Genomic DNA, 21,690 nt, shown 5'->3' on the forward strand with positions numbered 1-21,690 from the left:
GCGCCGGCCAAGGAACGCATCATGAACGCTTCCGATCCTATCCTCGTCGCGCCGCCCTGGCACGTTGGCGAACGGCTGCTGCAAACCCGCGCGGGCGTGGCCGAGCGCATGGCGCAAATCGGCCCCAAGGTCGTGCGCGACTACATGCCGGACCAGCACCGGGAGTTCTTCGCGCAATTACCCTTCCTGGTGATGGGCACGGTGGACGACCGGGGCGACCCGTGGGCGGGCGTGCTGGAAGGGCTGCCGGGATTTGCCGTGTCGCCGGACCCGCACACCTTGCGCGTGGCGGCGGTACCGGATGCCGACGATCCGTTGCTGGCGGGCCTGGGCCCGGACCGGGCGGTGGGCCTGCTGGGCATCGAGCTGCATACCCGGCGCCGCAACCGCATGAACGGCCGGGTTGCGGCCTGGGATGGCAAGCGATTCGACGTTGCCGTCGCGCAATCCTTCGGCAACTGCCCGCAGTACATCCAGTCGCGCGATTTCCACTTTTCGCGTGCACCGTCGCTGCGCTTTCCCGGTACGCCGCGCGAACGCGATGGGCTGGACGATGCGGCACGCGCCTTGATCGCGGCCTCTGATACCTTCTTTGTCGCCAGCTACGTGGACGCCGAGGACGGCGCGGGCCGTGCCGTGGACGTGTCGCATCGCGGCGGCAAGCCGGGGTTCGTGCGGGTGGACGGCAATGTCCTCACCATCCCTGATTTTTCGGGCAACCGCTTCTTCAATACGCTGGGCAATCTGATGGCGAACCCGCGCGCGGGCCTCGTCTTCATCGATTTCGCGCGGGGCGACGTCCTGCAGTTGTCGGGGCGGGCGGAAGTGATCCTGGACAGCCCCGAGATCGATACGTTTGCCGGCGCTGAGCGCCTGTGGCGCGTGGACGTGCGCCGCGCCGTGTGGCGGCCAGGGGCGCTGGCGCTGCGCTGGAAGTTCGATGCGTATTCGCCGACGGCGCTGGCGACGGGGCAGTGGCCGGCCGCCGCCTAGGCGCCCGGCGTGGTCTTTTGCACCACGGTATCTTCCGGATCCAGCAGGCGCCCGTCCTGGGCGCGGATCTCCAGTCGGCGCACCGTCTGGCCGCGCTTGCGGTCGATCAGCGTGGAATGGGCTTCGGCGGGGGCGTAGTAGTGATCTTCGCCCCATTGCCGCAAGCCGACGATGACCGGGAACAGGGCGCGGCCCTTTTCCGTCAGCACGTATTCCTGATAGGCGCTGCCGTCGGACGCCGGGACGGCGGTAAGGATGCCGTGCGCGACCAGCGTGCGCAGCCGGTCGCTGAGGATGTTCTTGGCGACCCCCAGGCTTTTCTGGAATTCGCCGAAGCGCCGCAAGCCGTCGAAGGCGTCGCGCACGATCAGCAGCGACCACCAGTCGCCGATCGCGTCTAGCGAGCGCGCCACGGGACAGGCGGCGCCTTCAAGGCTGGTGCGTTTGACCATGTCGGGCCCTTTAGCAAGAGGATGACGGGGACAGCGGATCGGACTTTATGGTTGCATTATAAAACCTAAAGCCCTAGCATTCTGGTTTCGTAATAAAACCATATTGGAAATCCGATGCGCGCCCGATCCGACGATTCCCCCCACGATGCCGGCAGCCCTATGCCGACCTGGCTGGTCATGCTGCTGGCGGTGGCCTGTGCGCTGAGCGTGGCCAACGTGTATTACGCCCAACCTTTGCTGGACGCCATCGGCCGGGAGTTCGGCATGGACGACAGCGCCGTGGGCATTGTCATCACCGCCACGCAGCTGGGGTGCGCCCTGGCCTTGCTGTTCGTCGTGCCCCTGGGGGATCTGCTGGACCGGCGCCGGCTGATGATCGGGCAACTGGGGCTGCTGGTCCTGGCGCTGGGCGCCGTGGCGCTGGCGGGCAACACGCCGTGGCTGCTGGCGGGCATGGTGGCGCTGGGGCTGCTGGGCACGGCGATGACGCAGGGCTTGCTGGCCTTGTCCGCGGCCTTGGCGGCGCCGGCCGAGCGTGGCCGCGTCGTGGGCGCGGCGCAGGGCGGCGTGGTGATCGGCCTGTTGCTGGCGCGTACGGTGGCGGGCCTGGTCGCGGATGCATGGGGCTGGCGCGCGGTGTATGTGGTGTCGGCGGCGCTGGCCGCCTTGCTGGCCTGGGTGCTGGCGCGCCGCTTGCCGCACCGGCGTCTGCCGGTGGCCGACCTGTCGTACTGGGCATTGCTGCGTTCCCTGTACGCCTTGATGGCGCGCGAACCCGTGCTGCGGGTGCGCGGCATGATCGCGTTGCTGATGTTCGCGGCGATCAGCGCTTTCTGGACGGCGCTGGTGTTGCCGTTGTCGGCGCCGCCGTATTCCTTGTCGCACACGGCGATTGGCGCGTTCGGGCTGGTGGGCGTGCTGGGCGTGTTGATGGCGGCGCGCGCCGGCCGGTGGGCGGACAGCGGGCTGGAGCAGCGCACCACCGCCGCGGGCCTGCTGCTGCTGTGCCTGGCCTGGGCGCCCATCGCCTTGCTGGAGCACAGCCTGTGGGCGCTGGCACTGGGCGTATTGATCCTGGATGTGGCGTTGCAGGCGCTGCACGTGACCAATCAGACGATGGTCTTCAGCATCAGCGCGCAGGCGCATAGCCGCCTGGTGGGCGCGTACATGATGTTCTACGCGGTGGGCAGCGGGTTGGGGGCTATCGCGTCAACGGCCGTGTATGCGCGTTGGGGATGGTCTGGCGTCTGTGTGCTGGGCGCCGGCATCAGCTTGGCGGCGTTGCTGTTCTGGGCGGCGACGCTGCCGACGAAGGCGGCTGCGCACGCGGCCCGGTGCTGAACCCGTTGCTGAGTCCGGGACCCGTTGGTGCCGGCATGCCGATCAGTGGTGTTCCAGCGTATGGGCGATGGCCGCGACCTGCGAGGCGAACGCCGCCGCGCCGCGGTCGCGCGGGCGCGGCAGGGCGATGTCGTAGCTGCCCACGACGTTGGCGGGATGCCCGCCCAGCACGACGACCTTGTCGGCCAGGAACACCGCTTCTTCGATATCGTGCGTGACGAACAGCACGGCGGCACCGGACGCCTGCCAGACGCGGATCAGTTCCTGCTGCAGGTTGCGGCGGGTGATGGCGTCGACCGCGCTGAAGGGTTCGTCCATCAGCAGCAGGTCCGGCTTGACGGCCAGGGCGCGGGCAATGCCTACCCGCTGCGCCTGCCCACCGGACAACTGGTGGGGCCAGCGGCGGCCGTAGTCACCCATGCCTGTCAGCTGTAGCGCGGCATCGATGCGTTGCGTCTTTTCCACGCGGTCCAGCCCCAGGCCTTCCAGGCCGTAGCCGACGTTGCCGCCGACCGTGCGCCAGGGCATCAGGCGGCTGTCCTGGAACACGACGGCGCGCGTGCGGCGTCCCGGGCGCGGCTGCGCCTGGAACCGGACCGCACCGGCCGTGGGTTCCGTCAGGCCCGCGGCGGCGCGCAGCAGGGTGGACTTGCCCACGCCCGACCCGCCGACCACGGCGACGAAGCTGCCCGCCTCGATGTTCAGGGACAGCCCCTGGATGACCGGCGCGGCGGCGCCCGGATGCTGATAGGACAGCTGGGAGAATTCGATCACGGACGCCATTGCAGCACCTTCCCTTCAACGGCGGAGAACGCCAGGTCGCAGATTGTGTAGACCAGCGAGATGATCAGCATGTAGACGACCACGGCGTCGTAGGCGCCCACGCCGGCAGCGGCGTTCATCTCCTGGCCCATGCCGGGCACGCCAAGCAGTTCGGCGGCGATCAGCGTCATCCAGGCTTGCCCGATGCCGGTGCGCACGCCCGACAGGGCGCCGGGGGCGATGGCTGGCAGCGTCACCGAGAACGCGCGCGCCAGATAGCCGCCATGGCCGAACGCGCGGGCCAGTTCGTAGTAGCGCGGGTCCACGTTGCGTACGGCGCTGTAGGTGGCGAAGTAGTTCACCCAGAACACGCCGATCGCGATGACGAAGGCCGCGCCCGCGTGGCTGACCTTGAACCAGGCGATGGCGAACACGACCCAAGCCAGCGGCGGGATCGGGCGCAGGATGCGGGCCAGATAGGCTTGGGTCAGGTCGAAGCGCGGCAGCGTGGCCGCGGCCAGGCCCACGCCGAAGCCCAGCGCCGTGCCCAGCGCCAGCCCCCAGAAATAGTGGATCAGGCTGGAGCCGATGGCAGGCAGCAGGCGCCCCGATTGCCATTCCTGGGCCAGCGTGCCGGGCAACGCGAAGGGGTCGGGCAGGGTGCCGCGCGGCGCCCATTCCCAGACCAGCGCGGCTTTCCAGATGCCGATGAACAGGATCAGCCCGGCGATGCCGTAGGCGGCCCGGCGCGCGGCGGCCATCCACGGCGGCGGGCCGCTGCGCCCGGCGGCAGGCGCGGCGACCGGCGGCGTGGCCGGGCTCATTGCGGGGTTGATTGCCGGGGTGATTCCCTGATTCATGGCTTGGCGGCCTTGTCGTAATAGCGGGTGTCGAACAACTGCTTCACGTCGACCGGGGGCGCTTCGACGGTGCCGAGCGTCGCCTGGAACGTCTGCAGTTCGGCCGTGGCGTCGACGATGGCGTGCGGGTCGGCCACGAACTGGTCATGCGAGTTGCGGATGGCTTTTTCCACCAGGCCGCGGTCCAGCCGGCCGCCGCCCACGTACTTCTGTACGTAGCCTGCGGCTTTGGCCGGATCGTTCTTCAACAACGCGGTGGCCGACAGATGCGCGTTCACCAGTTGCTGCACGGTGTCGGGGTGGTCGGCGATCAGCTTCTCGCGCACCAGCAGCACGGCGCCGGGCTGTTTCGGGAACAGTTGTGAACCGCGCGCCACGACGCGGGACTCCGGGGCGCGGGTCAGGACGGTGGTGACGGTGGGCTCCAGGATGGCCGCGCCGTCGATGGCGCCCGTCAGCAGCGATTGCTGGATCTGGGCTTCGCCCTGGTAGATCAGTTCCACGCTGGCGGGATCGGCCTTGATCTGGTTGCGCAGCCAATACTGCAGCGCGGCTTCGGGCACGGCGCCCTTCGGGTAGCTGGCAAGCACGGGCTTGCGGCCATGGTCCTTGGCGAAACGGGCGAATGCCGTGGCCGGGGCGCCGGAGGCGAAGTACGGGGCCAGCGGGCCCAGCGCCACTACATTGACCTGTTCGACGATATTCGAGGCGACGACCTTGATGTCCGCGCCCTTGGCGCGTGCGACCAGCGCGGGCCCGATGCCGACATAGGCGGCGTCCAGCTGGCCGGCGATCAGCGCCTGGGTCAATGCCGGGCCGCTCTGGAATTGCACCAGCTTGGGCGCCGGGGCGCCTTTGGCCTGCAAGTTGCCTTCTTCCAGGCCGATGAACAGCTGGGCATCGGGCAGGATGGGCAGATAGCCGATTTCCAGCGCCGGCGGCGCAGCCAAGACGGGCGAGGACGCGGCGGCAGAGAGCACGGTGACAGCCAAGAGCTTGCGGAGCATGGGAAATCCTGTGAGTCGCGCCTTGATGCGGCTGGCGCTTTGCCTACGGACAAAGGGTTTTCCGGTGTCCGCCTAATGATTTTAAATATGTTTATTCTTATTCTTTATTCATTATGGTTATATGTTTAATGGTGCCGCAGAACGGGGAATAGCGGCAGACTCACCCATGAAAACCCAATGAAAAAGACCGCGAAATCGCGGTCTTTTAGTCATGCGGCTGCCGGGCGGTTACGGCTGGATCTCGTAGTCCTTGGAACCGAGCACCACGGCCGCCAGGCCCGGGGCCTGGGTCAGCTTGTGCAGCGCATAGCACTGCACCGTGGCGATCTTGGCCTGATGGAACTCGGGATCTTCCTGCTGATGGTCCAGGCTGACGAGCAGCGCGCGCGCCATCTGCCAGCCGGCCAGCGTGGTGCCCGCCAGCAGCAGGTAGGGCACGGCCGACCCGAACACGGCGTTCGGCGCGCTGGCGGCGTTGGCCAGCACGAAGTCCACCACGTTCGCCAGCGCCAGCCGGGCCTGCCGCAGCGGCTTCAGCACCAGATTGGCGGCAGGTTCGCTGCGGGATTCCAGTTCTGATTCGGTCTGGCGGATGGCTTCCAGCAAGGCCTGGGCCACGGCGCCGCCGTCGCGTAGCGTCTTGCGGCCGACGAGGTCATTGGCCTGGATGGCGGTCGTGCCTTCGTAGATGGTCAGGATGCGGGCGTCGCGGTAGTACTGGGCGGCGCCGGTTTCCTCGATGAAGCCCATGCCGCCGTGCACCTGCACGCCCAGGCTGGCCACGTCGATGGACATCTCGGTGCACCAGCCCTTGACGATGGGCACCAGGAATTCCTGGACGGCCAGATGGCGGCGGCGCACGTCGGCGTCGGGGTGGGCGTGCGCCTGGTCGGCATGGCCGGCGGTGACGTAGGCAAGCGCGCGGCCAGCTTCGGTCAGGGCGCGCATGGTGCCCAGCATGCGGCGCACATCGGGGTGCTGGATGATGGCCACGGCCTCGCGCGAGGACCCGTCCACCGGACGGCTCTGCACGCGGTCCGCGGCGTAGGCCAGCGCATGCTGGTAGGCGCGGTCGGCGATGGCGATGCCCTGCACGCCTACGGCATAGCGGGCGGCATTCATCATGATGAACATGGCGTCCAGCCCGCGGTTTTCCTGGCCGACCAGATACCCCAGCGCGCCGCCCGCGTCGCCGAACTGCAAGGTGGCGGTGGGGCTGGCCTTGATACCCAGCTTGTGTTCGATGGACACGCAGGTGACGTCATTGCGCGCGCCCAGCGAGCCGTCTTCGTTCACCAGGAATTTAGGCACCAGGAAGAGCGAAATGCCCTTGACGCCTTCGGGCGCGTCCGGCAGCCGCGCCAACACCAGGTGCAGGATGTTCTCGGTCAGGTCGTGGTCGCCGTAGGTGATGAAGATCTTGGTGCCCGACAGCCGGTAGGTGCCGTCGCCCACCGGCTGCGCGCGCGTGCGGATCATCGCCAGGTCGGAACCGGCCTGCGGCTCGGTCAGGTTCATCGTGCCGGTCCATTGGCCCGAAATCATGGGGCCGATGAAGCGCTTTTTCAGCTCGGGGGAACCGGCGGTCAGCAACGCTTCGATGGCGCCGTTGGTCAGCAGCGGACACAGCGCGAACGACAGATTGGCGGCGTTCAGCATTTCAGAGCAGGGCGAACCGATCAGGCCGGGCAGTCCCTGGCCGCCGTATTCGACAGGATGCGACATGCCCTGCCAGCCGGCCTCCGTGTATTGGCGGAAGGCCTGCTTGAAACCGGCCGCCGTGGTTACGGCACCGTCGCGCCAGGCGCTGGGCTCGCGGTCGGCGGGGTGGTTCAGCGGCGCCAGCACCTCGGCGGCGAAATGGGCGGATTCTTCCAGCACCGCCTGGGCGGTGTCGGGCGTGGCCTCCTCGAAACCGGGCAGGGCAGCGACTTGCTGCAATCCGGCCAGATGGTTCAACACGAACAGCATGTCTTTCACGGGGGCTTGGTACGTCATGGCGTCGGAGCTCCTGGATTCAGGGTTGTGCGGGGACGGCGTTCAGCCGGCCTGATCGGGTTTGGAATCCGGTTTGGAATCGGATCTGGAATCGGGGTCGGCCACGTCGATGGCCCGGGTTGCGCCGACGGCGGCGCGCAGTTCGAATTTCTGGATCTTGCCGGTGGAGGTCTTGGGCAGTTCGCCGAAACGCACGGCGCGGGGCACCTTGAAGCCGGGCAGCAGCAGCTTGCAGTGCGCGATGATCTCTTCGGCGGTGGCGGTACAGCCGGCCTTCAGCTCGACGAAGGCGCACGGCGTTTCCCCCCACTTGGGGTCGGGCATGGCCACCACCGCCACGGCGGCGACGGCAGGGTGGCGGTACAGCGCGTCTTCGACTTCGATGCTGGAGATGTTCTCGCCGCCCGAGATGATGATGTCCTTGCTGCGGTCCTTGATGCGGACGTACCCGTCGGCCGTCATCACGCCCAGGTCGCCGGTATGGAACCAGCCGCCCGCGAAGGCCTCTTCGGTGGCGCGTTCGTTCTTCAGGTAGCCCTTCATGCAGATATTGCCGCGGAACATGATCTCGCCCACGGTCTGTTCGTCGGCGGGCACTTCTTCCATCGTGTCGGGGTTGCGTACCGAGATGCCCGCCTGCAAGTGGTAGCGCACGCCTTGGCGCGCGGTGAGCAGGGCGCGGCGCTCGTCGTCCAGCGCGTCCCAGGCTTCCTGGCGGGCGCAGACGGCGGCCGGTCCGTAGACTTCCGTCAGGCCGTACACGTGCGTCAATTCGAAGCCGATGTCGCGCATCTTGGCGATGACGGCCGGCGCGGGCGCGGCGCCCGCCACCATGGTGCGCACCGTGTGCGTGATGCCGGCCCGCATCTCGGCCGGCGCATTGGCCAGCGCGCTTTGCACGATGGGCGCGCCGCAGTAGTGGGTGACGCCCTCGTCGCGGATCAGGTCGAACACGGTCTTGGGATCGAACTTGCGCAGGCACACGTTCACGCCGGCGCGCGCGGCAACCGTCCACGGGAAGCACCAGCCGTTGCAGTGGAACATCGGCAGGGTCCACAGATAGACCGCATGCTTGGGCATGTCCCATTCCAGGATGTTGCTGACCGCGTTCATGTAGGCGCCGCGGTAGTGGTAGACCACGCCCTTGGGGTCGCCGGTGGTGCCGGACGTGTAGTTCAGCGCAATGGCGTCCCATTCGTCGGCGGGCGGCTTCCAGTCGTAGTGAGCGGGGGCGTCGGCCAGGAACGCTTCATAGTCGGTGGCGCCGGGCAGCGTGGCCGGGGCGCTGTCCAGATCGTGCACGGACACGATTTTCAGGTGCGGGAATTCCGCGCGGGCGCGCTGGGCGACGTCGCCGTATTCGGTGTCGACGATCAGCGCGCGGGCCTCGCCGTGGCCCAGCATGAACAGCACGCTGGGGGTGTCCAGCCGGGTGTTCAGGGTGTTCAGCACCGCGCCCAGCATGGGCACGCCGAAGTGCGCTTCGACCATGGCGGGGATGTTGGGCAGCATCACCGCGACGGTGTCGCCGCGCCGGATGCCGGCATTCGCCAGCGCGTTGGCCAGCCGCTGGGCGCGCTCGTAGGTCTGGGCCCAGGTGCGGCGCACCTTGCCGTGCACCACCGCCAGGCGGTGCCCGTAGACGTCCGCCGCCCGGGCGATGAAATCCACCGGGGTCAAGGCTTCATAGTTGGCGTCGCGGCGCGCCAGGCCGTGGTCGAACATGCTGCTCATGCGTTGTCTCCGAGCGGGGCGGGCAGGCGCCCCTTATCTATTTTCGGGAACCTTGATTCCCGTCGCTTGCGTGAGCTTAGGGCGCGCCGGAAAATACTGTCTGTCGCCTGCATGACAGACCGCCGGTCGACCCTGCAAACTCCAGTTTTACACGGTTCTGCCCATGACCGACGTTTCAAACATTGTTTCCGCCCCGGAACTGTCCCGCCTGTTCCGGGCCTGCGCCTGGTTCGGCGCACTGGACGGCCGCCACCAGGATCTGGTGCTGGCGACTGCGCGCGCCGAACACGTGGCAAGCGGCGCCTGGATCGCGCGGCGCAATGCGCCCTCGGACTATTGGTTGGGCGTGCACGCCGGCTTGCTGAAACTGGCGATCTACAACGAGTCCGGGCGCAGTTGCACGTTCTCGGGCGTGCCGCCGGGCGGCTGGTTCGGCGAAGGCAGCGTCATCAAGCGCGAACTGCGCAAATACGATGTGGTGGCGATCCAGCCGTCGCTGGTGATGCTGGTGCCGGCCGCGACGTTTCACGCGCTGCTGTCGGCCAGCCTGCCGTTTTCGCACTTTGTCATCGGCCAGTTGAATGACCGGATGGGTGAATTCATCGCGTCCATCCAGAACCACCGTTTGCTGGATGCCGATGCGCGCGTGGCGCAGTCGCTGGCACAGCTGTTCAATCCGCAGCTGTATCCGTCCACCGATCTGACCCTGGCGATTTCGCAGGAAGAGCTGGGGTATCTGACCGGCCTGTCGCGCCAGCGGGTCAACCAGGCGTTGCAGGCGCTGGCCGACCAGGGCATCCTCGCGCTGGCGTACAACCAGATCAAGGTGCTGGGCCTGGACCGCCTGCGGCAATACGGCCTGGATCAGATCTGAGCCGCCTAGCGGGGCGGCTGCAGGGCGCGCGTCAAGGCGGCGCGCGCCAGAATACGGGTGGAGTCCAGCGTGGGCAACGCGGAATTGCCGTCGTTCAGCACCAGCGGAAGCTCGGTGCAGCCCAGCACCACGGCGTCGCAGCCGGCATCGCGCAAGTTGCCGATGATGGCTTGAAGCCGCGCCACCGATTCGGGTTTGAACACGCCGTAGACCAGTTCATCCATGATGATGCGGGCGAGCGCGCTGCGGTCTTCCTGGCCGGGCCGCACATAGTCCAGGCCTTGCGCGCCCAGCTTGTCGGGATAAACGTCGCTGTCGACCAGCCAGCGCGTGCCCAGGATGCCGATGCGCCGATAGCCGCGCGCCACGGCCTCGGTGGCGACTTCCTCGGCGATGTGCAGCCAGGGCCGCGGAGACTGCGGCAGCACATGGGCCAGCGCCTGGTGGATGGTGTTGTCCGGGCAGATCAGGAAATCCGCGCCCGCGCGCGCCAGCTTGTCGGCCGACGACAGCATCAGCGCACCCACGCCGGGCAGGTCACCGCGGTCCAGGCAGACCACGTAGTCGGCTAGCGAATGGGTGTGCAGCGAGATTTCCGGGTGCGCGTGCGGCCCCATGCGTTGCGCGCCTTCCGCGCACAGCGTGCGATAGCACAGCGCCGCGCCCTCGGCCGAGCAGGCGACGATGCCGATGTGTAGCGGCGTGGCGTTCATTCTGAAGACTCCTTGTTCAAGGCGCGCACGTGGCGGGCGATTTGGCGGAAGCTCTCGGCCATCGCCGCCTGCTGCGAGGCGGGCAGTTGCGACAGGAACAGTTCGTCGATGGCGGGCCCGTACACCTTCCACATCTGGAGCCGCAGCGCGCGGCCCTTGGGCGTGAGCCGGGCGTAGGTGGCGCGCCGGTCTTCGTCGGACCGGAAGCGCTCCACCAGGCCCGCGGCTTCGATGCGGTCCATCAGGCGCGTGAGGTTATAGCGCGCGATCACCATGCGTTCGGCCATTTCAAACATGCGCGCCGTGCCATCGGGCGCGCGTTCCAGCGCCCACAACGCGTCGTACCACGCCAGCGGCGGCAGGTCGGCGGCCGACAGCCGCTTTTCGATTTCCTCTACCACCAGCGCATGCGCGGTCAGGAAGAGGCTCCACGCGTCGGGCTTGCCCGTGGCCATGCGGTCGATTCCTTTTGATTGAAAGACAGGGATGCAGCCGGCGATTGTAGAAGGCAGGGCCCGGCGTGTCAGGGTAGAAAGAACCTGTGGACAGTGATTTATACCCTTTCCGGTCGAGGTCAAAATTACCTTTCCGAATTCAAGCGTTTGATTTGACGCTGCTTTTTCCTGGCACGGAATTCGCATAAGGGAACGTACCCCACTAACCGCAACACTGGAGGGCGTTCCCATCATGGGTCCGTATCGGAAATTATGGTTCACGTTGATCGCCGTGGTGGCGATCACGTTCGCATTGCTTGGATTCTACGGTGGCGAGGTCTACCGGCAGGCGCCGCCCATCCCCGGCACGGTCGCCACGGCCGACGGCGCGCGCCTGTTCGGCCGCGATGACATCCTGGACGGCCAGACCGCCTGGCAATCCGTGGGGGGCATGCAGCTGGGTTCCGTCTGGGGGCATGGCGCGTACCAGGCGCCGGACTGGACCGCCGATTGGCTGCATCGCGAACTGACGGCCTGGCTGGATCTGGCCGCGCGCGATCAGCACGGCCAAGCCTATGCGCAGTTGGCCCCGCCCGATCAGGCGGCCCTGCGCGAAGCGCTGAAGGCCGAATACCGCGCCAACCGCAGTGATGCCGCGACCGACACGCTGACCGTCAGCCCGCGCCGGGCGCGCGCCATCGCGCAGACCGCCGCCTACTACGACCAGCTGTTTTCCGATGCGCCCGCGCTGCACGGCAGCCGCGAAAGCTTCGCGATGAAGGAAAACACCTTGCCCGACGCCGCGCGCCGGACCCAGCTGACCCGGTTCTTCTTCTGGACCGCGTGGGCGGCGGCGACCGAGCGCGAAGGGAAAACCGTCACCTACACCAACAACTGGCCGCATGAGCCGCTGATCGGCAACCAGCCCAGCGCCGAAAACGTCATGTGGTCCATCATCAGCGTCGTGGTGCTGCTGGCGGGCATCGGCCTGCTGGTCTGGGCCTGGGCGTTCTTGCGCGGCAAAGAAGAAGACGAGCCGCAGGCGCCTGAACGCGATCCGCTCACCACGTTCGCGTTGACGCCATCGCAGCGCGCCTTGGGCAAGTACCTGTTCCTGGTGGTGGCGTTGTTCGGCTTCCAGGTGCTGCTGGGCGGCTTCACGGCGCACTACACGGTCGAAGGCCAGAAGTTCTACGGCATCGACGTGTCCCAGTGGTTCCCGTATTCGCTGGTGCGCACGTGGCATATCCAGAGCGCCTTGTTCTGGATCGCCACCGGGTTCCTGGCGGCGGGCCTGTTCCTGGCGCCCCTGATCAACGGCGGGCGCGACCCGAAGTTCCAGAAGGCGGGCGTCGACATCCTGTTCTGGGCGCTGGTGCTGGTGGTGGTCGGGTCGTTCACCGGCAACTATCTGGCGATCGCGCAGGTCATGCCGCCCGACCTGAACTTCTGGCTTGGCCATCAGGGCTATGAATACGTGGACCTGGGCCGGCTGTGGCAGATCGGCAAATTCGCCGGCATCTGCTTTTGGCTGGTGCTGATGCTGCGCGGCATCGTGCCCGCCTTGCGCAAGCCTGGCGGCGACAAGAACCTGCTGGCGCTGCTGACGGCGTCGGTCGGCGCGATCGGGCTGTTCTACGGCGCGGGCTTTTTCTACGGGGAACGCACGCACCTGACGGTGATGGAGTACTGGCGCTGGTGGATCGTGCACCTGTGGGTCGAGGGCTTCTTCGAAGTGTTCGCGACGACGGCGCTGGCATTCATTTTCTCGACGCTGGGCCTGGTGTCGCGCCGCATGGCGACGACGGCCAGCCTGGCTTCGGCTTCGCTGTTCATGCTGGGCGGCATTCCGGGCACGTTCCATCACCTGTATTTCGCGGGCACCACCACGCCCGTCATGGCCGTGGGCGCCAGCTTCTCGGCGCTTGAGGTGGTGCCGCTGATCGTGCTTGGCCACGAGGCCTGGGAGAACTGGCGCCTGAAGTCGCGCGCGCCCTGGATGGCCGACCTGAAGTGGCCGCTGATGTGCTTCGTGGCCGTGGCGTTCTGGAACATGCTGGGCGCAGGCGTATTCGGCTTCATGATCAACCCGCCGATCTCGCTCTATTACATCCAGGGCCTGAACACCACGCCGGTACACGCGCACGCGGCGCTCTTCGGCGTCTATGGATTCCTGGCGCTGGGATTCACCCTGCTGGTGCTGCGCTACATCCGTCCGCACTACGCGCTAAGCCCCGGCTTGATGAAACTGGCGTTCTGGGGCTTGAACATCGGCCTGGCGCTGATGATCTTCACCAGCCTCCTGCCGATCGGCCTGATCCAGTTCCACGCCAGCGTCAGCGAGGGGCTCTGGTATGCCCGCAGTGAGGCCTTCATGCAGCAGGACCTGCTGAAGACGCTGCGCTGGGGCCGCACGTTCGGCGACGTGGTGTTCCTGCTGGGCGCGCTGGCGATGGTGATGCAGGTGATCCTGGGATTGTTGAGCGCCCGTCCCGCCCTGGCAGAACCGCGCCTGCGGGCCGGGACCGCGCAAGGGTAGGGCAGACGATCCCGACTTTGCGCCAGCGCAACGTGGCTGCGCGCATCGGCCGGTTCAATGGAGACTTGCCCGCGCCAGGTCGGCGCGGGGCCTCCGGAGCCTTCCATGCGCCTGCTTTGCCTCGCGGTCCTGTCCTTGCTGATGACTGCCTGCGGGCCCGCCGACCGGGCCCGCCTTGCCGTGCCGGAACTGACCCGCCTGCCACCGGGTGAACTGCGCCACGTGCCGCCTGGCGAGGTGCTGCAAAACGGCTATCCCGCAACGCCCGTGCCGCGGCTTGCGCGCTTTCCCCAAGGTTTTTCCATCATGACGCGCCAGGTCAGCCAGGCCGAGTATGCGTCGTGTGTAGCCGCGGGCGCGTGCAAGCCGCTAGATGCGGAACAACGGCGAGCGTCGGCGTCCGACCGGCCGGCGGTGGGCATCAGCTGGGCTGATGCCGACGCCTACGCTGCCTGGCTGTCGGCCGGCACCGGCCAGCGGTTTCGCTTGCCGACCTATGCCGAATGGGCCTATGCGGCGGGCGAAGCGTTCCGCGAAACGGCGGTCGAACCATTTCCCGACCGCGACGATCCCGCGCAGCGCTGGCTGGCGGAATATGCGCAACAGGCAAGCGGACAGGCGGACGGCGAGGTGCGCGCGTTCGGCGCGTACGGCGTCAACGCCAGAGGGGTGAAGGACATGGCAGGCAGCGTGTGGGACTGGACGTCGGATTGCCATGTGCGTCGCGAGTTGACGGCGGCGCTGGACGATCCGCAGGAGACGGCCGGCGAGGGCAATTGCGGCATCCGCGTCGCGGCGGGCCGGCATATCGCCTATCTGCCGGACTTCATCCGCAACCCCAGGAACGGCGCGTGTTCCGTGGGCGTGCCGCCGGCCAATCTGGGCCTGCGCCTGGTGATGGAAACCGGCTAGGGGCTTAGTGCACGGCGGGAACAACGCCCGCGGACGGGCCCGCGCGGCACGACAGGCAGGCGGCGCAATCCACCGGCAACGGGGCATGCCCGCACAGGCGGGCCAGCGCGGCGGGCGAGCGCAGCACGATGCGCATGCGCCCGCCGCCGCCGATGATGCCGCGCTGTTTCCAGTCGCTGAGCAGCCGGCTGACGGTGTGCAGGGTGGTGCCGGTCATCTCGGCGATGTCCTGCCGCGTGATGGGAAAGCCGATGTCGACGCCGTCGCGGGTAGGCAGGCCGGATTGGTCGATCAGCCGCAGTATCGTGCGCGCCACGCGTTGTTCGACGTCGTCGTTGGAGAGTTCCTGGATGCGCTGGTGCGCCTCCTGCAAACGGTGCCCCATCGTGTGCAGGGCGGTGGCGGCCAGCTGCGGATGGCTGGCGGTGAAGGTGGACCAGGCCGCGGCGGGCCAGGCCAGGCACACGCTTTCCTGCACGGCCAGGACAGTAGCGGGATAACAGGCCTGGCCCATGGCGCAGGCCAGCCCGAACATGTCGCCCGGGTTGACGTAGCGCACGATGATCTGCTCACCCTCCGGCGTGACCTGGGCCACTTTCAGGCAACCGTGCAGCAGCACGAAGAAGTGTGCGCCCGGTGCACCCTGGGCATACGCCACGGCCCCGGCCTCAAGCCGACAGGGCGCGGCGTCTTGCAGCGCGGCGTTCAACTGCGCATCGGCCAGCGGCCTGAACAAGTCCAGGTTGCGTAGCAGGGCGTGGCAAAGCGGCGATGGCATGGCGATGGTCCGTTTGAAAGGGCGGAGCAGATTTCCACGTCTTGATGGTGACACCGCGGCCGCGTACCGGCAATGCGCGCCCGGGCATTGCCTGGCCGCGAGTTTGCGCTACAGCAAAGAAGGATGCGTGCGCGACGCCTTCAATGGAGTTGCCGACAGACTCGGCGTTGAAGAATCGGAAAGAGGAGTTGCACATGAATGCCTTGCGTCCCACCGTGATCGCCACGGCCTTGTTTTTCACGCTGGCAGCCGGCCTGGCCGGTGCCCAGAACGCCGACCAGTTGCCGCGCGCCAAGGTCGCGCTGGTTGCCCCGCCGCTTGTCCATCCGCACGAGCAGGTGGCGCGGTCGGGGCCCAAGGTGATCGAATTCGTCATGACCATCGAAGAGAAGAAAATGGTCATCGACGGCAAGGGCACCACGTTGCAGGCCATGACGTTCAACGGGTCGTTGCCGGGCCCGACGATGGTCGTGCATGAGGGCGATTACGTCGAGGTGACGCTGGTGAATCCCGCCACCAACGCGATGCCGCATAACGTGGACTTCCATGCCGCCACGGGCGCGCTGGGCGGCGCCCAACTGACCAATGTGAACCCGGGCGAACAGGCCACGCTGCGCTTCAAGGCGGACCGCAGCGGCACCTTTGTCTATCACTGTGCGCCGACGGGCATGGTGCCCTGGCACGTGGTGTCGGGCATGAGCGGCACCTTGATGGTGCTGCCGCGCGACGGCTTGAAAGACCCGGACGGCAAGCCGCTGCACTACGACCGCGTCTACACCATCGGCGAGTTCGACCTCTACATCCCCAAGGACGAAAATGGCAAATACAAGGACTACGCGACGCTGGCCGACAGCTACGCGGACACGCTCGAAGTCATGCGCACGTTGACCCCGTCGCACATCGTTTTCAACGGCAAGGTCGGCGCGTTGATGGGCGACAACGCCTTGACGGCCAAGGTGGGCGAGACCGTGATGCTGATCCATTCGCAGGCCAACCGCGACACGCGGCCCCATCTGATCGGGGGCCATGGCGACTGGGTCTGGGAAACCGGCAAATTTGGCAACCCGCCCCAGAAAAACCTGGAAACCTGGTTCATCCGGGGCGGCTCGGCGGGGGCCGCGCTGTACACCTTCAAGCAGCCGGGCGTGTACGCATACCTGAACCACAACCTGATCGAAGCCTTTGAACTGGGCGCGGCCGGGCACATCAAGGTCGAAGGCAAGTGGAATAACGACCTGATGCAGCAGATCAAGGCGCCGGCGCCGATTCCGCGCTGAGTGGCTTCGACGGGCAAGGGCGCCGCCATGGCGCCCAGCTGTGCGTGAATAGTTGCACTTGCAATTGTTAAAAAACCTCCCTACGATTGCAATTGCACATTATGCAATTGCAATTCACGATGTGAAATGACGGCGCCCGCTATCCCGACCAGGCGCCGCCCACGCACCCAAAGGAGGACGCCCATGGACACCCCGATCGACCCGATCGACGCCGACCCGCAGGAAACCCAGGAATGGCTGGAAGCCATGCAGGCCGTGCTGGCCCACGAGGGCCTGCCGCGCACGCACTATTTGCTGGATCAACTGATCAACCAGGACCGCGCGGCCAACGGCCGCTACGCGGCGCCGGGCGTCACGCCTTACGTGAACTCCATCGCTGCGGCCGCGCAGGGCGGGTTTCCCGGCGACCTGGGGGTCGAACTGCGCCTGGACGCCTACCTGCGCTGGAATGCCATGGCCATGGTGCTGCGCGCGGGCAAGACCTCAGGCGTGGGCGGCCACATCGCGACCTATGCGTCGGCCACGACGCTGTACGAAACCGGCTTCCGCCATTTCTTCCGGGCAGCCACGCCGGAATTCCTGGGTGACATGCTTTACATCCAGGGCCATTCAGCCCCGGGCATCTACGCGCGTGCCTATCTGGAAGGCCGCATTTCGGAAGCCGAGCTTGACCGCTTCCGCCGCGAGATCGGCGGGGGCGGCCTGGCGTCTTATCCGCACCCGCGCACGATGCCTGAGTTCTGGCAGTTCCCGACGGTGTCGATGGGCCTGGGGCCGCTGATGGCCGCCTACCAGGCGCGCTATATGCGCTATCTGGAGGACCGTGAACTGATACCCGAGCAAGGCCGCAAGGTCTGGGGATTCCTGGGTGACGGCGAGCAGGACCAGCCCGAAACGCTGGCCGCCGTGGCGATGGCCGGGCGCGAAAAGCTGGACAACCTGATCTTCGTGGTCAATTGCAACCTGCAGCGGCTGGACGGCCCGGTGCGCGGCAACGCCAAGATCATCCAGGAACTGGAAAGCGTGTACCGCGGCGCTGGCTGGAATGTCATCAAGGTAATCTGGGGCGCCGGCTGGGACGCGCTCTTGGCCCAGGACCACGACGGCCGCCTGCGCCGCCGCATGATGCAGTGCGTGGACGGCGAGTATCAGGTGTTCAAGGCACGCGGCGGCGCCTATGTGCGCGAACACTTCTTTGGCGCGGACCCGGTGCTGCTGGAACGCGTGGCCCATCTGTCGGATGACGAGATCGGCGCGTTGAACCGCGGCGGGCATGACCCGGCCAAGGTCTATGCCGCCTATGCGGCGGCCCTGGCGCATCGCGGCCAGCCCACCGTCATCCTGGCCAAGACCGTCAAGGGCTACGGCATGGGCGCGGCCGGCGAAGCCGCGAACACCAACCACCAACAGAAAAAGATGGCCGACCCGGCCGTGCGCGCGTTCCGCGACCGCTTTGCCATTCCGGTGCCGGACGATCAGCTGGAGCAGATTCCCTACATCAAGCCCGCGCCGGGCAGCGCGGAACAGGCCTACTTCGACGCCGCCATCGCGCGGGCGGGCGGCCATCTGCCCCGCCGTCCGGCCGGGCCCGGCCCGCTGGCCACGCCGGCGCTGGACGCGTTCGCCTCGCACCTGAAGGGCAGTGACGGGCGCGAGTTTTCCACCACGATGGCGTTCGTGCGCGTGCTGGCGCAATTGCTGAAAGACCCGGAGATCGGCCCGCGCGTGGTGCCGATCGTGCCGGACGAATCGCGCACGTTCGGCATGGACGGCATGTTCCGGCAGGTAGGCATTTACTCGCACGTGGGGCAGTTGTACACGCCGCAGGATGCCGACCAGCTCAGCGTCTACCGCGAAGACCGCAAGGGCCAGATCCTGCAGGAAGGCATCAACGAGTCGGGCGCCATGTCGTCGTGGATCGCGGCGGCCACCGCCCATAGCACGCATGGTGTTGCCACCATTCCGTTCTACATCTTCTATTCGATGTTCGGCTTTCAGCGCGTGGGCGACCTGGCCTGGGCGGCGGGCGACATCCGCGCACGCGGCTTCCTGCTGGGCGCGACGTCGGGGCGGACCACGCTGGAAGGCGAAGGCTTGCAGCACGATGACGGCCACAGCCACGTGCTGGCCTCGGTCATTCCGTCGTGCCGTGCCTACGATCCTGCCTACGCCTATGAGATCGCGGTAATCGTGCAGGACGGGATGCGCCGCATGTACCAGGATCAGGAAGACGTCTTCTACTACCTGACGCTGATCAACGAGAAGACCGCGCATCCGGCCATGCCGGCGGGCGCCGAGGCCGGCATCCTGCAGGGCATGTACCGCTTGCGCGAGGCGGGGCCGGGCGCGCTGCGGGTGCAATTGCTGGGCAGCGGCGCGATCTTGCGCGAGACCCTGGCCGCCGCAGATCTGCTGCAGCAGGACTTCGGCGTGGCGGCCGACGTCTGGAGCGTGACCAGCTATTCGGAACTGGGGCGCGACGGCCACGAGGCCGAACGCTGGAACCGCCTGCATCCGCTGGAGGACGCGCGCCGCGGCTACGCCGAAACCGCGCTGGCCGGCAGCATCGGTCCGGTCGTGGCGGCCACCGACTACATGAAGACGGTGCCCGAGCAGATCCGGCCGTTCATGGCGGGCCGCCGCTATGTGACCTTGGGCACGGACGGGTTCGGCCGGTCGGATACGCGGCAGGCGCTGCGTTCCTTCTTTGGGGTGGACCGCCATCACATCGCGCTGGCGGCCTTGAAGGCATTGGCGGACGACGGTCTGATCGACCGGGCGAAGGCGGCCGACGCCATCGCCCGCTACGGCATCGACGCGGAAGCGGTTTCCGCCGCCTTGCCGTAGGGGAGCAGGAGGCGCGTCGGGGCTAGACCCGGCGCGCCAGCATGGCCCAGACGCCGGCTGCGGACAGCATGGCGCCGCCGCCCAGGTTGAAGCCGCGCTGCGCCCGGGGCGACGCCAGCAGCCGGCTGGCAGAACCCGCGAACACCGCATAGGCGGCGGCGTTGATGCCGGCGCAGGCGACGAACGTGGCCGACAGCATCCACAACTGGCGCGTCACGTCGCCCGCCGGGTCGATGAACTGCGGCAGGAAGGCAACGAAGAAAATCATGCCCTTGGGGTTCAACGCCGTCACCAGGTACGTGTTGGCGAACAGCTTCCAGCGCGAGGCCGCGGCGGTGGCCACGGGCAGCGAGGCCGGAGCCACGCCCGCGCGCAGCAGCTTGAAGCCCAGATACAGCAGATACAGCCCGCCGGCGGTCTTGACCACCGTGAACCAGAAGGCAGAGGCCTTGAGCAGGGCGCCCAAGCCCAGCAGCGACAGCACGAGGGCCGTGGAATCGCCCAGCGCCACGGCCAGCACCAGCGGCAGGCGCGCGCGTTTGCCGTACGCCATGGAATAGCTGATGACGGTCAGGATCGTCGGGCCGGGCAACATGACGAGCAGGGCGGATGCGCCCAGAAAGGCCAACCAGGTTTCAAGCGACATGGGACTCGCGCTCCGATGGGGGTAGGGGGGCTGCCGGGCAGCCGTGCCGGTGACTGTAGGCCAATCGCCGCGCTTTGGGAATGCCCCGGCGCCGGGTGGTGTTAAATACGGTTTTCCCGGACAGTGAACGCGTGGCCGCAAGGCTTCTCGCGAAGGAAACACCATGGCATTCGATTTTGATCTGTTTGTGATCGGCGCGGGCTCCGGCGGCGTGCGCGCCGCCCGTTTCGCGGCGGGCTTCGGCGCGCGCGTGGCGGTGGCGGAAAGCCGCTACCTGGGTGGCACCTGCGTCAACGTGGGCTGCGTGCCCAAGAAGCTGCTGGTCTACGGCGCCCACTACAGCGAGGACTTCGAGCAGGCGCACGGTTTTGGCTGGACCGCCGGCAAGCCGTCGTTCGACTGGCCCACCCTGATCGCCAACAAGAACCGCGAGATCGAGCGCCTTAACGGCATTTACCGCAATTTGCTGGTCAATAGCGGCGTGACGCTGCTGGAAGGCCACGCCCGCATCGTCGACCCGCATACGGTCGAGATCAATGGCCAGCGTCACAGCGCCGCCAACATCCTGGTGGCCACCGGTGGCTGGCCGCAGGTGCCGGACATCCCGGGCAAGGAACACGCCATCACCTCGAACGAGGCCTTCTTTTTGAAGGCGCTGCCGCGTCGCGTGCTGGTCGTGGGCGGCGGTTACATCGCCGTGGAGTTCGCCTCGATTTTCAACGGCATGGGCGCACAGACCACCCAGGCCTACCGCGGCCCGCTGTTCCTGCGCGGCTTTGACCAGGGCGTGCGCGAACACTTGCGCGACGAACTGGTGAAAAAGGGCATCGACCTGCGCTTTAACACCGAAGTCACGCGCATCGACAAGCAGGCCGACGGCACGCTGGCGGCCACGCTGAAGGACGGTTCCGTCATCGAGGCCGATTGCGTGTTCTACGCCACGGGCCGTCGTCCGATGCTGGATGACCTGGGCCTGGAAAATACCGGCGTCAAGCTGAAGAAAGACGGCTTCATCGAGGTGGATGACGAATACCGTACCGCCGAGCCCTCCATCCTGGCGATTGGCGACGTCATCGGCCGCGTGCCGCTGACCCCGGTGGCCCTGGCCGAAGGCATGGCCGTGGCCCGCCGCCTGTTCCGCCCCGAGGAATACCGCAAGGTGGATTACAAGCTGATCCCGACCGCCGTGTTCAGCCTGCCGAACATTGGCACGGTGGGCATGACGACGGAAGAGGCGCGCGAGGCCGGCTACGAGGTCAAGCTCTTCGAAAGCCGTTTCCGGCCCATGAAGCTGACGCTGACCGAGTCGCAGGAAAAAACGCTGATGAAGCTGATCGTGGACGCCAAGACCGACCGCGTGCTGGGTGTGCACATGGTGGGCCCCGACGCGGGCGAAATCGTGCAGGGCATCGCCGTGGCGCTGAAGGCGGGCGCGACCAAGCAGGTATTCGACGACACCATCGGCATCCACCCCACGGCGGCCGAAGAGTTCGTCACGCTGCGCACCCCGGTCGCGCAATAAG

The 21,690-nt window shown here is 67.2% G+C and carries 18 protein-coding genes; 8 read left to right on the forward strand and 10 right to left on the reverse strand.

Annotated elements, in window-relative coordinates:
• Positions 1 to 21 precede the first annotated feature (21 nt).
• Positions 22 to 993 (forward strand): pyridoxamine 5'-phosphate oxidase family protein, encoded by a 972-nt coding sequence (locus CEY09_RS23350; RefSeq protein ID WP_088590440.1) that lies wholly within the window; start codon positions 22 to 24, stop codon positions 991 to 993.
• Here CEY09_RS23350 and CEY09_RS23355 read toward each other — a convergent pair.
• The gene (locus CEY09_RS23355; protein WP_088590441.1) at positions 990 to 1,445 is read right to left on the reverse strand and encodes a winged helix-turn-helix transcriptional regulator; all 456 of its coding nucleotides are present in this window, start codon (positions 1,443 to 1,445) and stop codon (positions 990 to 992) included. The genes CEY09_RS23350 and CEY09_RS23355 overlap by 4 nt on opposite strands.
• A 114-nt stretch (positions 1,446 to 1,559) precedes the next feature.
• On the opposite strand from CEY09_RS23355, the gene CEY09_RS23360 reads away from it, so the two are divergent.
• Complete coding sequence (locus CEY09_RS23360) at positions 1,560 to 2,786, forward strand: MFS transporter (protein ID WP_088590442.1); 1,227 nt, start codon at positions 1,560 to 1,562, stop codon at positions 2,784 to 2,786.
• A gap of 42 nt (positions 2,787 to 2,828) precedes the next feature.
• Here the strand turns inward: CEY09_RS23360 and CEY09_RS23365 are convergent, their stop codons facing one another.
• From CEY09_RS23365 to CEY09_RS23385, 5 genes are all read right to left on the reverse strand, one after another.
• The gene (locus tag CEY09_RS23365; protein WP_088590443.1) at positions 2,829 to 3,569 is read right to left on the reverse strand and encodes an ABC transporter ATP-binding protein; all 741 of its coding nucleotides are present in this window, start codon (positions 3,567 to 3,569) and stop codon (positions 2,829 to 2,831) included.
• Positions 3,557 to 4,309: an ABC transporter permease gene (locus CEY09_RS23370; RefSeq protein WP_088590477.1), complete on the reverse strand. Its 753-nt coding sequence runs from the start codon at positions 4,307 to 4,309 to the stop codon at positions 3,557 to 3,559. Before CEY09_RS23370 ends, CEY09_RS23365 begins: the two co-directional genes overlap by 13 nt.
• Positions 4,310 to 4,404: 95 nt before the next feature.
• Positions 4,405 to 5,415: an ABC transporter substrate-binding protein gene (locus CEY09_RS23375; RefSeq protein WP_088590444.1), complete on the reverse strand. Its 1,011-nt coding sequence runs from the start codon at positions 5,413 to 5,415 to the stop codon at positions 4,405 to 4,407.
• A gap of 228 nt (positions 5,416 to 5,643) precedes the next feature.
• On the reverse strand, positions 5,644 to 7,413 hold the full coding sequence (locus CEY09_RS23380; RefSeq protein ID WP_088590445.1) for an acyl-CoA dehydrogenase: 1,770 nt from the start codon (positions 7,411 to 7,413) through the stop codon (positions 5,644 to 5,646).
• Between the two features lie 42 nt (positions 7,414 to 7,455).
• On the reverse strand, positions 7,456 to 9,147 hold the full coding sequence (locus CEY09_RS23385) for an acyl-CoA synthetase (protein ID WP_088590446.1): 1,692 nt from the start codon (positions 9,145 to 9,147) through the stop codon (positions 7,456 to 7,458).
• 163 nt (positions 9,148 to 9,310) lie between these two features.
• Between CEY09_RS23385 and CEY09_RS23390 the strand changes: the two genes are divergently transcribed.
• On the forward strand, positions 9,311 to 10,021 hold the full coding sequence (locus CEY09_RS23390) for a Crp/Fnr family transcriptional regulator (protein ID WP_006226881.1): 711 nt from the start codon (positions 9,311 to 9,313) through the stop codon (positions 10,019 to 10,021).
• A 5-nt stretch (positions 10,022 to 10,026) separates the two neighbouring features.
• Here the strand turns inward: CEY09_RS23390 and CEY09_RS23395 are convergent, their stop codons facing one another.
• Together CEY09_RS23395 and CEY09_RS23400 are read right to left on the reverse strand one after the other, a co-directional pair.
• Positions 10,027 to 10,734: an aspartate/glutamate racemase family protein gene (locus CEY09_RS23395; protein WP_088590447.1), complete on the reverse strand. Its 708-nt coding sequence runs from the start codon at positions 10,732 to 10,734 to the stop codon at positions 10,027 to 10,029.
• On the reverse strand, positions 10,731 to 11,189 hold the full coding sequence (locus tag CEY09_RS23400) for a MarR family winged helix-turn-helix transcriptional regulator (RefSeq protein ID WP_006226879.1): 459 nt from the start codon (positions 11,187 to 11,189) through the stop codon (positions 10,731 to 10,733). Before CEY09_RS23400 ends, CEY09_RS23395 begins: the two co-directional genes overlap by 4 nt.
• Before the next feature lie 232 nt (positions 11,190 to 11,421).
• On the opposite strand from CEY09_RS23400, the gene CEY09_RS23405 reads away from it, so the two are divergent.
• Positions 11,422 to 13,707 carry a nitric-oxide reductase large subunit gene (locus tag CEY09_RS23405; RefSeq protein WP_088590448.1) on the forward strand — a complete coding sequence of 762 codons (2,286 nt, stop codon included), beginning with the start codon at positions 11,422 to 11,424 and terminating at the stop codon, positions 13,705 to 13,707.
• Between the two features lie 105 nt (positions 13,708 to 13,812).
• Complete coding sequence (locus tag CEY09_RS23410) at positions 13,813 to 14,619, forward strand: formylglycine-generating enzyme family protein (RefSeq protein ID WP_088590449.1); 807 nt, start codon at positions 13,813 to 13,815, stop codon at positions 14,617 to 14,619.
• Positions 14,620 to 14,623: 4 nt separating this feature from the next.
• On the opposite strand, the gene CEY09_RS23415 is transcribed toward CEY09_RS23410, so the two are convergent.
• Entirely contained in the window at positions 14,624 to 15,397 is a 774-nt protein-coding gene (locus CEY09_RS23415) for a Crp/Fnr family transcriptional regulator (protein WP_088590450.1), read from the reverse strand.
• 194 nt (positions 15,398 to 15,591) lie between these two features.
• Between CEY09_RS23415 and nirK the strand changes: the two genes are divergently transcribed.
• Both nirK and aceE read left to right on the forward strand, forming a co-directional pair.
• Positions 15,592 to 16,674, forward strand: a complete 1,083-nt coding sequence (gene nirK, locus CEY09_RS23420; RefSeq protein ID WP_006226874.1) for a copper-containing nitrite reductase — start codon at positions 15,592 to 15,594, stop codon at positions 16,672 to 16,674.
• A 183-nt stretch (positions 16,675 to 16,857) separates the two neighbouring features.
• Complete coding sequence (aceE, locus tag CEY09_RS23425; protein WP_088590451.1) at positions 16,858 to 19,521, forward strand: pyruvate dehydrogenase (acetyl-transferring), homodimeric type; 2,664 nt, start codon at positions 16,858 to 16,860, stop codon at positions 19,519 to 19,521.
• A 22-nt stretch (positions 19,522 to 19,543) separates the two neighbouring features.
• Here the strand turns inward: aceE and CEY09_RS23430 are convergent, their stop codons facing one another.
• Complete coding sequence (locus tag CEY09_RS23430) at positions 19,544 to 20,167, reverse strand: LysE family translocator (RefSeq protein ID WP_006226872.1); 624 nt, start codon at positions 20,165 to 20,167, stop codon at positions 19,544 to 19,546.
• Between the two features lie 163 nt (positions 20,168 to 20,330).
• On the opposite strand from CEY09_RS23430, the gene gorA reads away from it, so the two are divergent.
• Positions 20,331 to 21,689 (forward strand): glutathione-disulfide reductase, encoded by a 1,359-nt coding sequence (gorA, locus tag CEY09_RS23435; protein WP_088590452.1) that lies wholly within the window; start codon positions 20,331 to 20,333, stop codon positions 21,687 to 21,689.
• Position 21,690: the final 1 nt, after the last annotated feature.

Source organism: Achromobacter marplatensis (genome assembly GCF_002209535.1).
Lineage (GTDB): Bacteria > Pseudomonadota > Gammaproteobacteria > Burkholderiales > Burkholderiaceae_B > Achromobacter > Achromobacter marplatensis.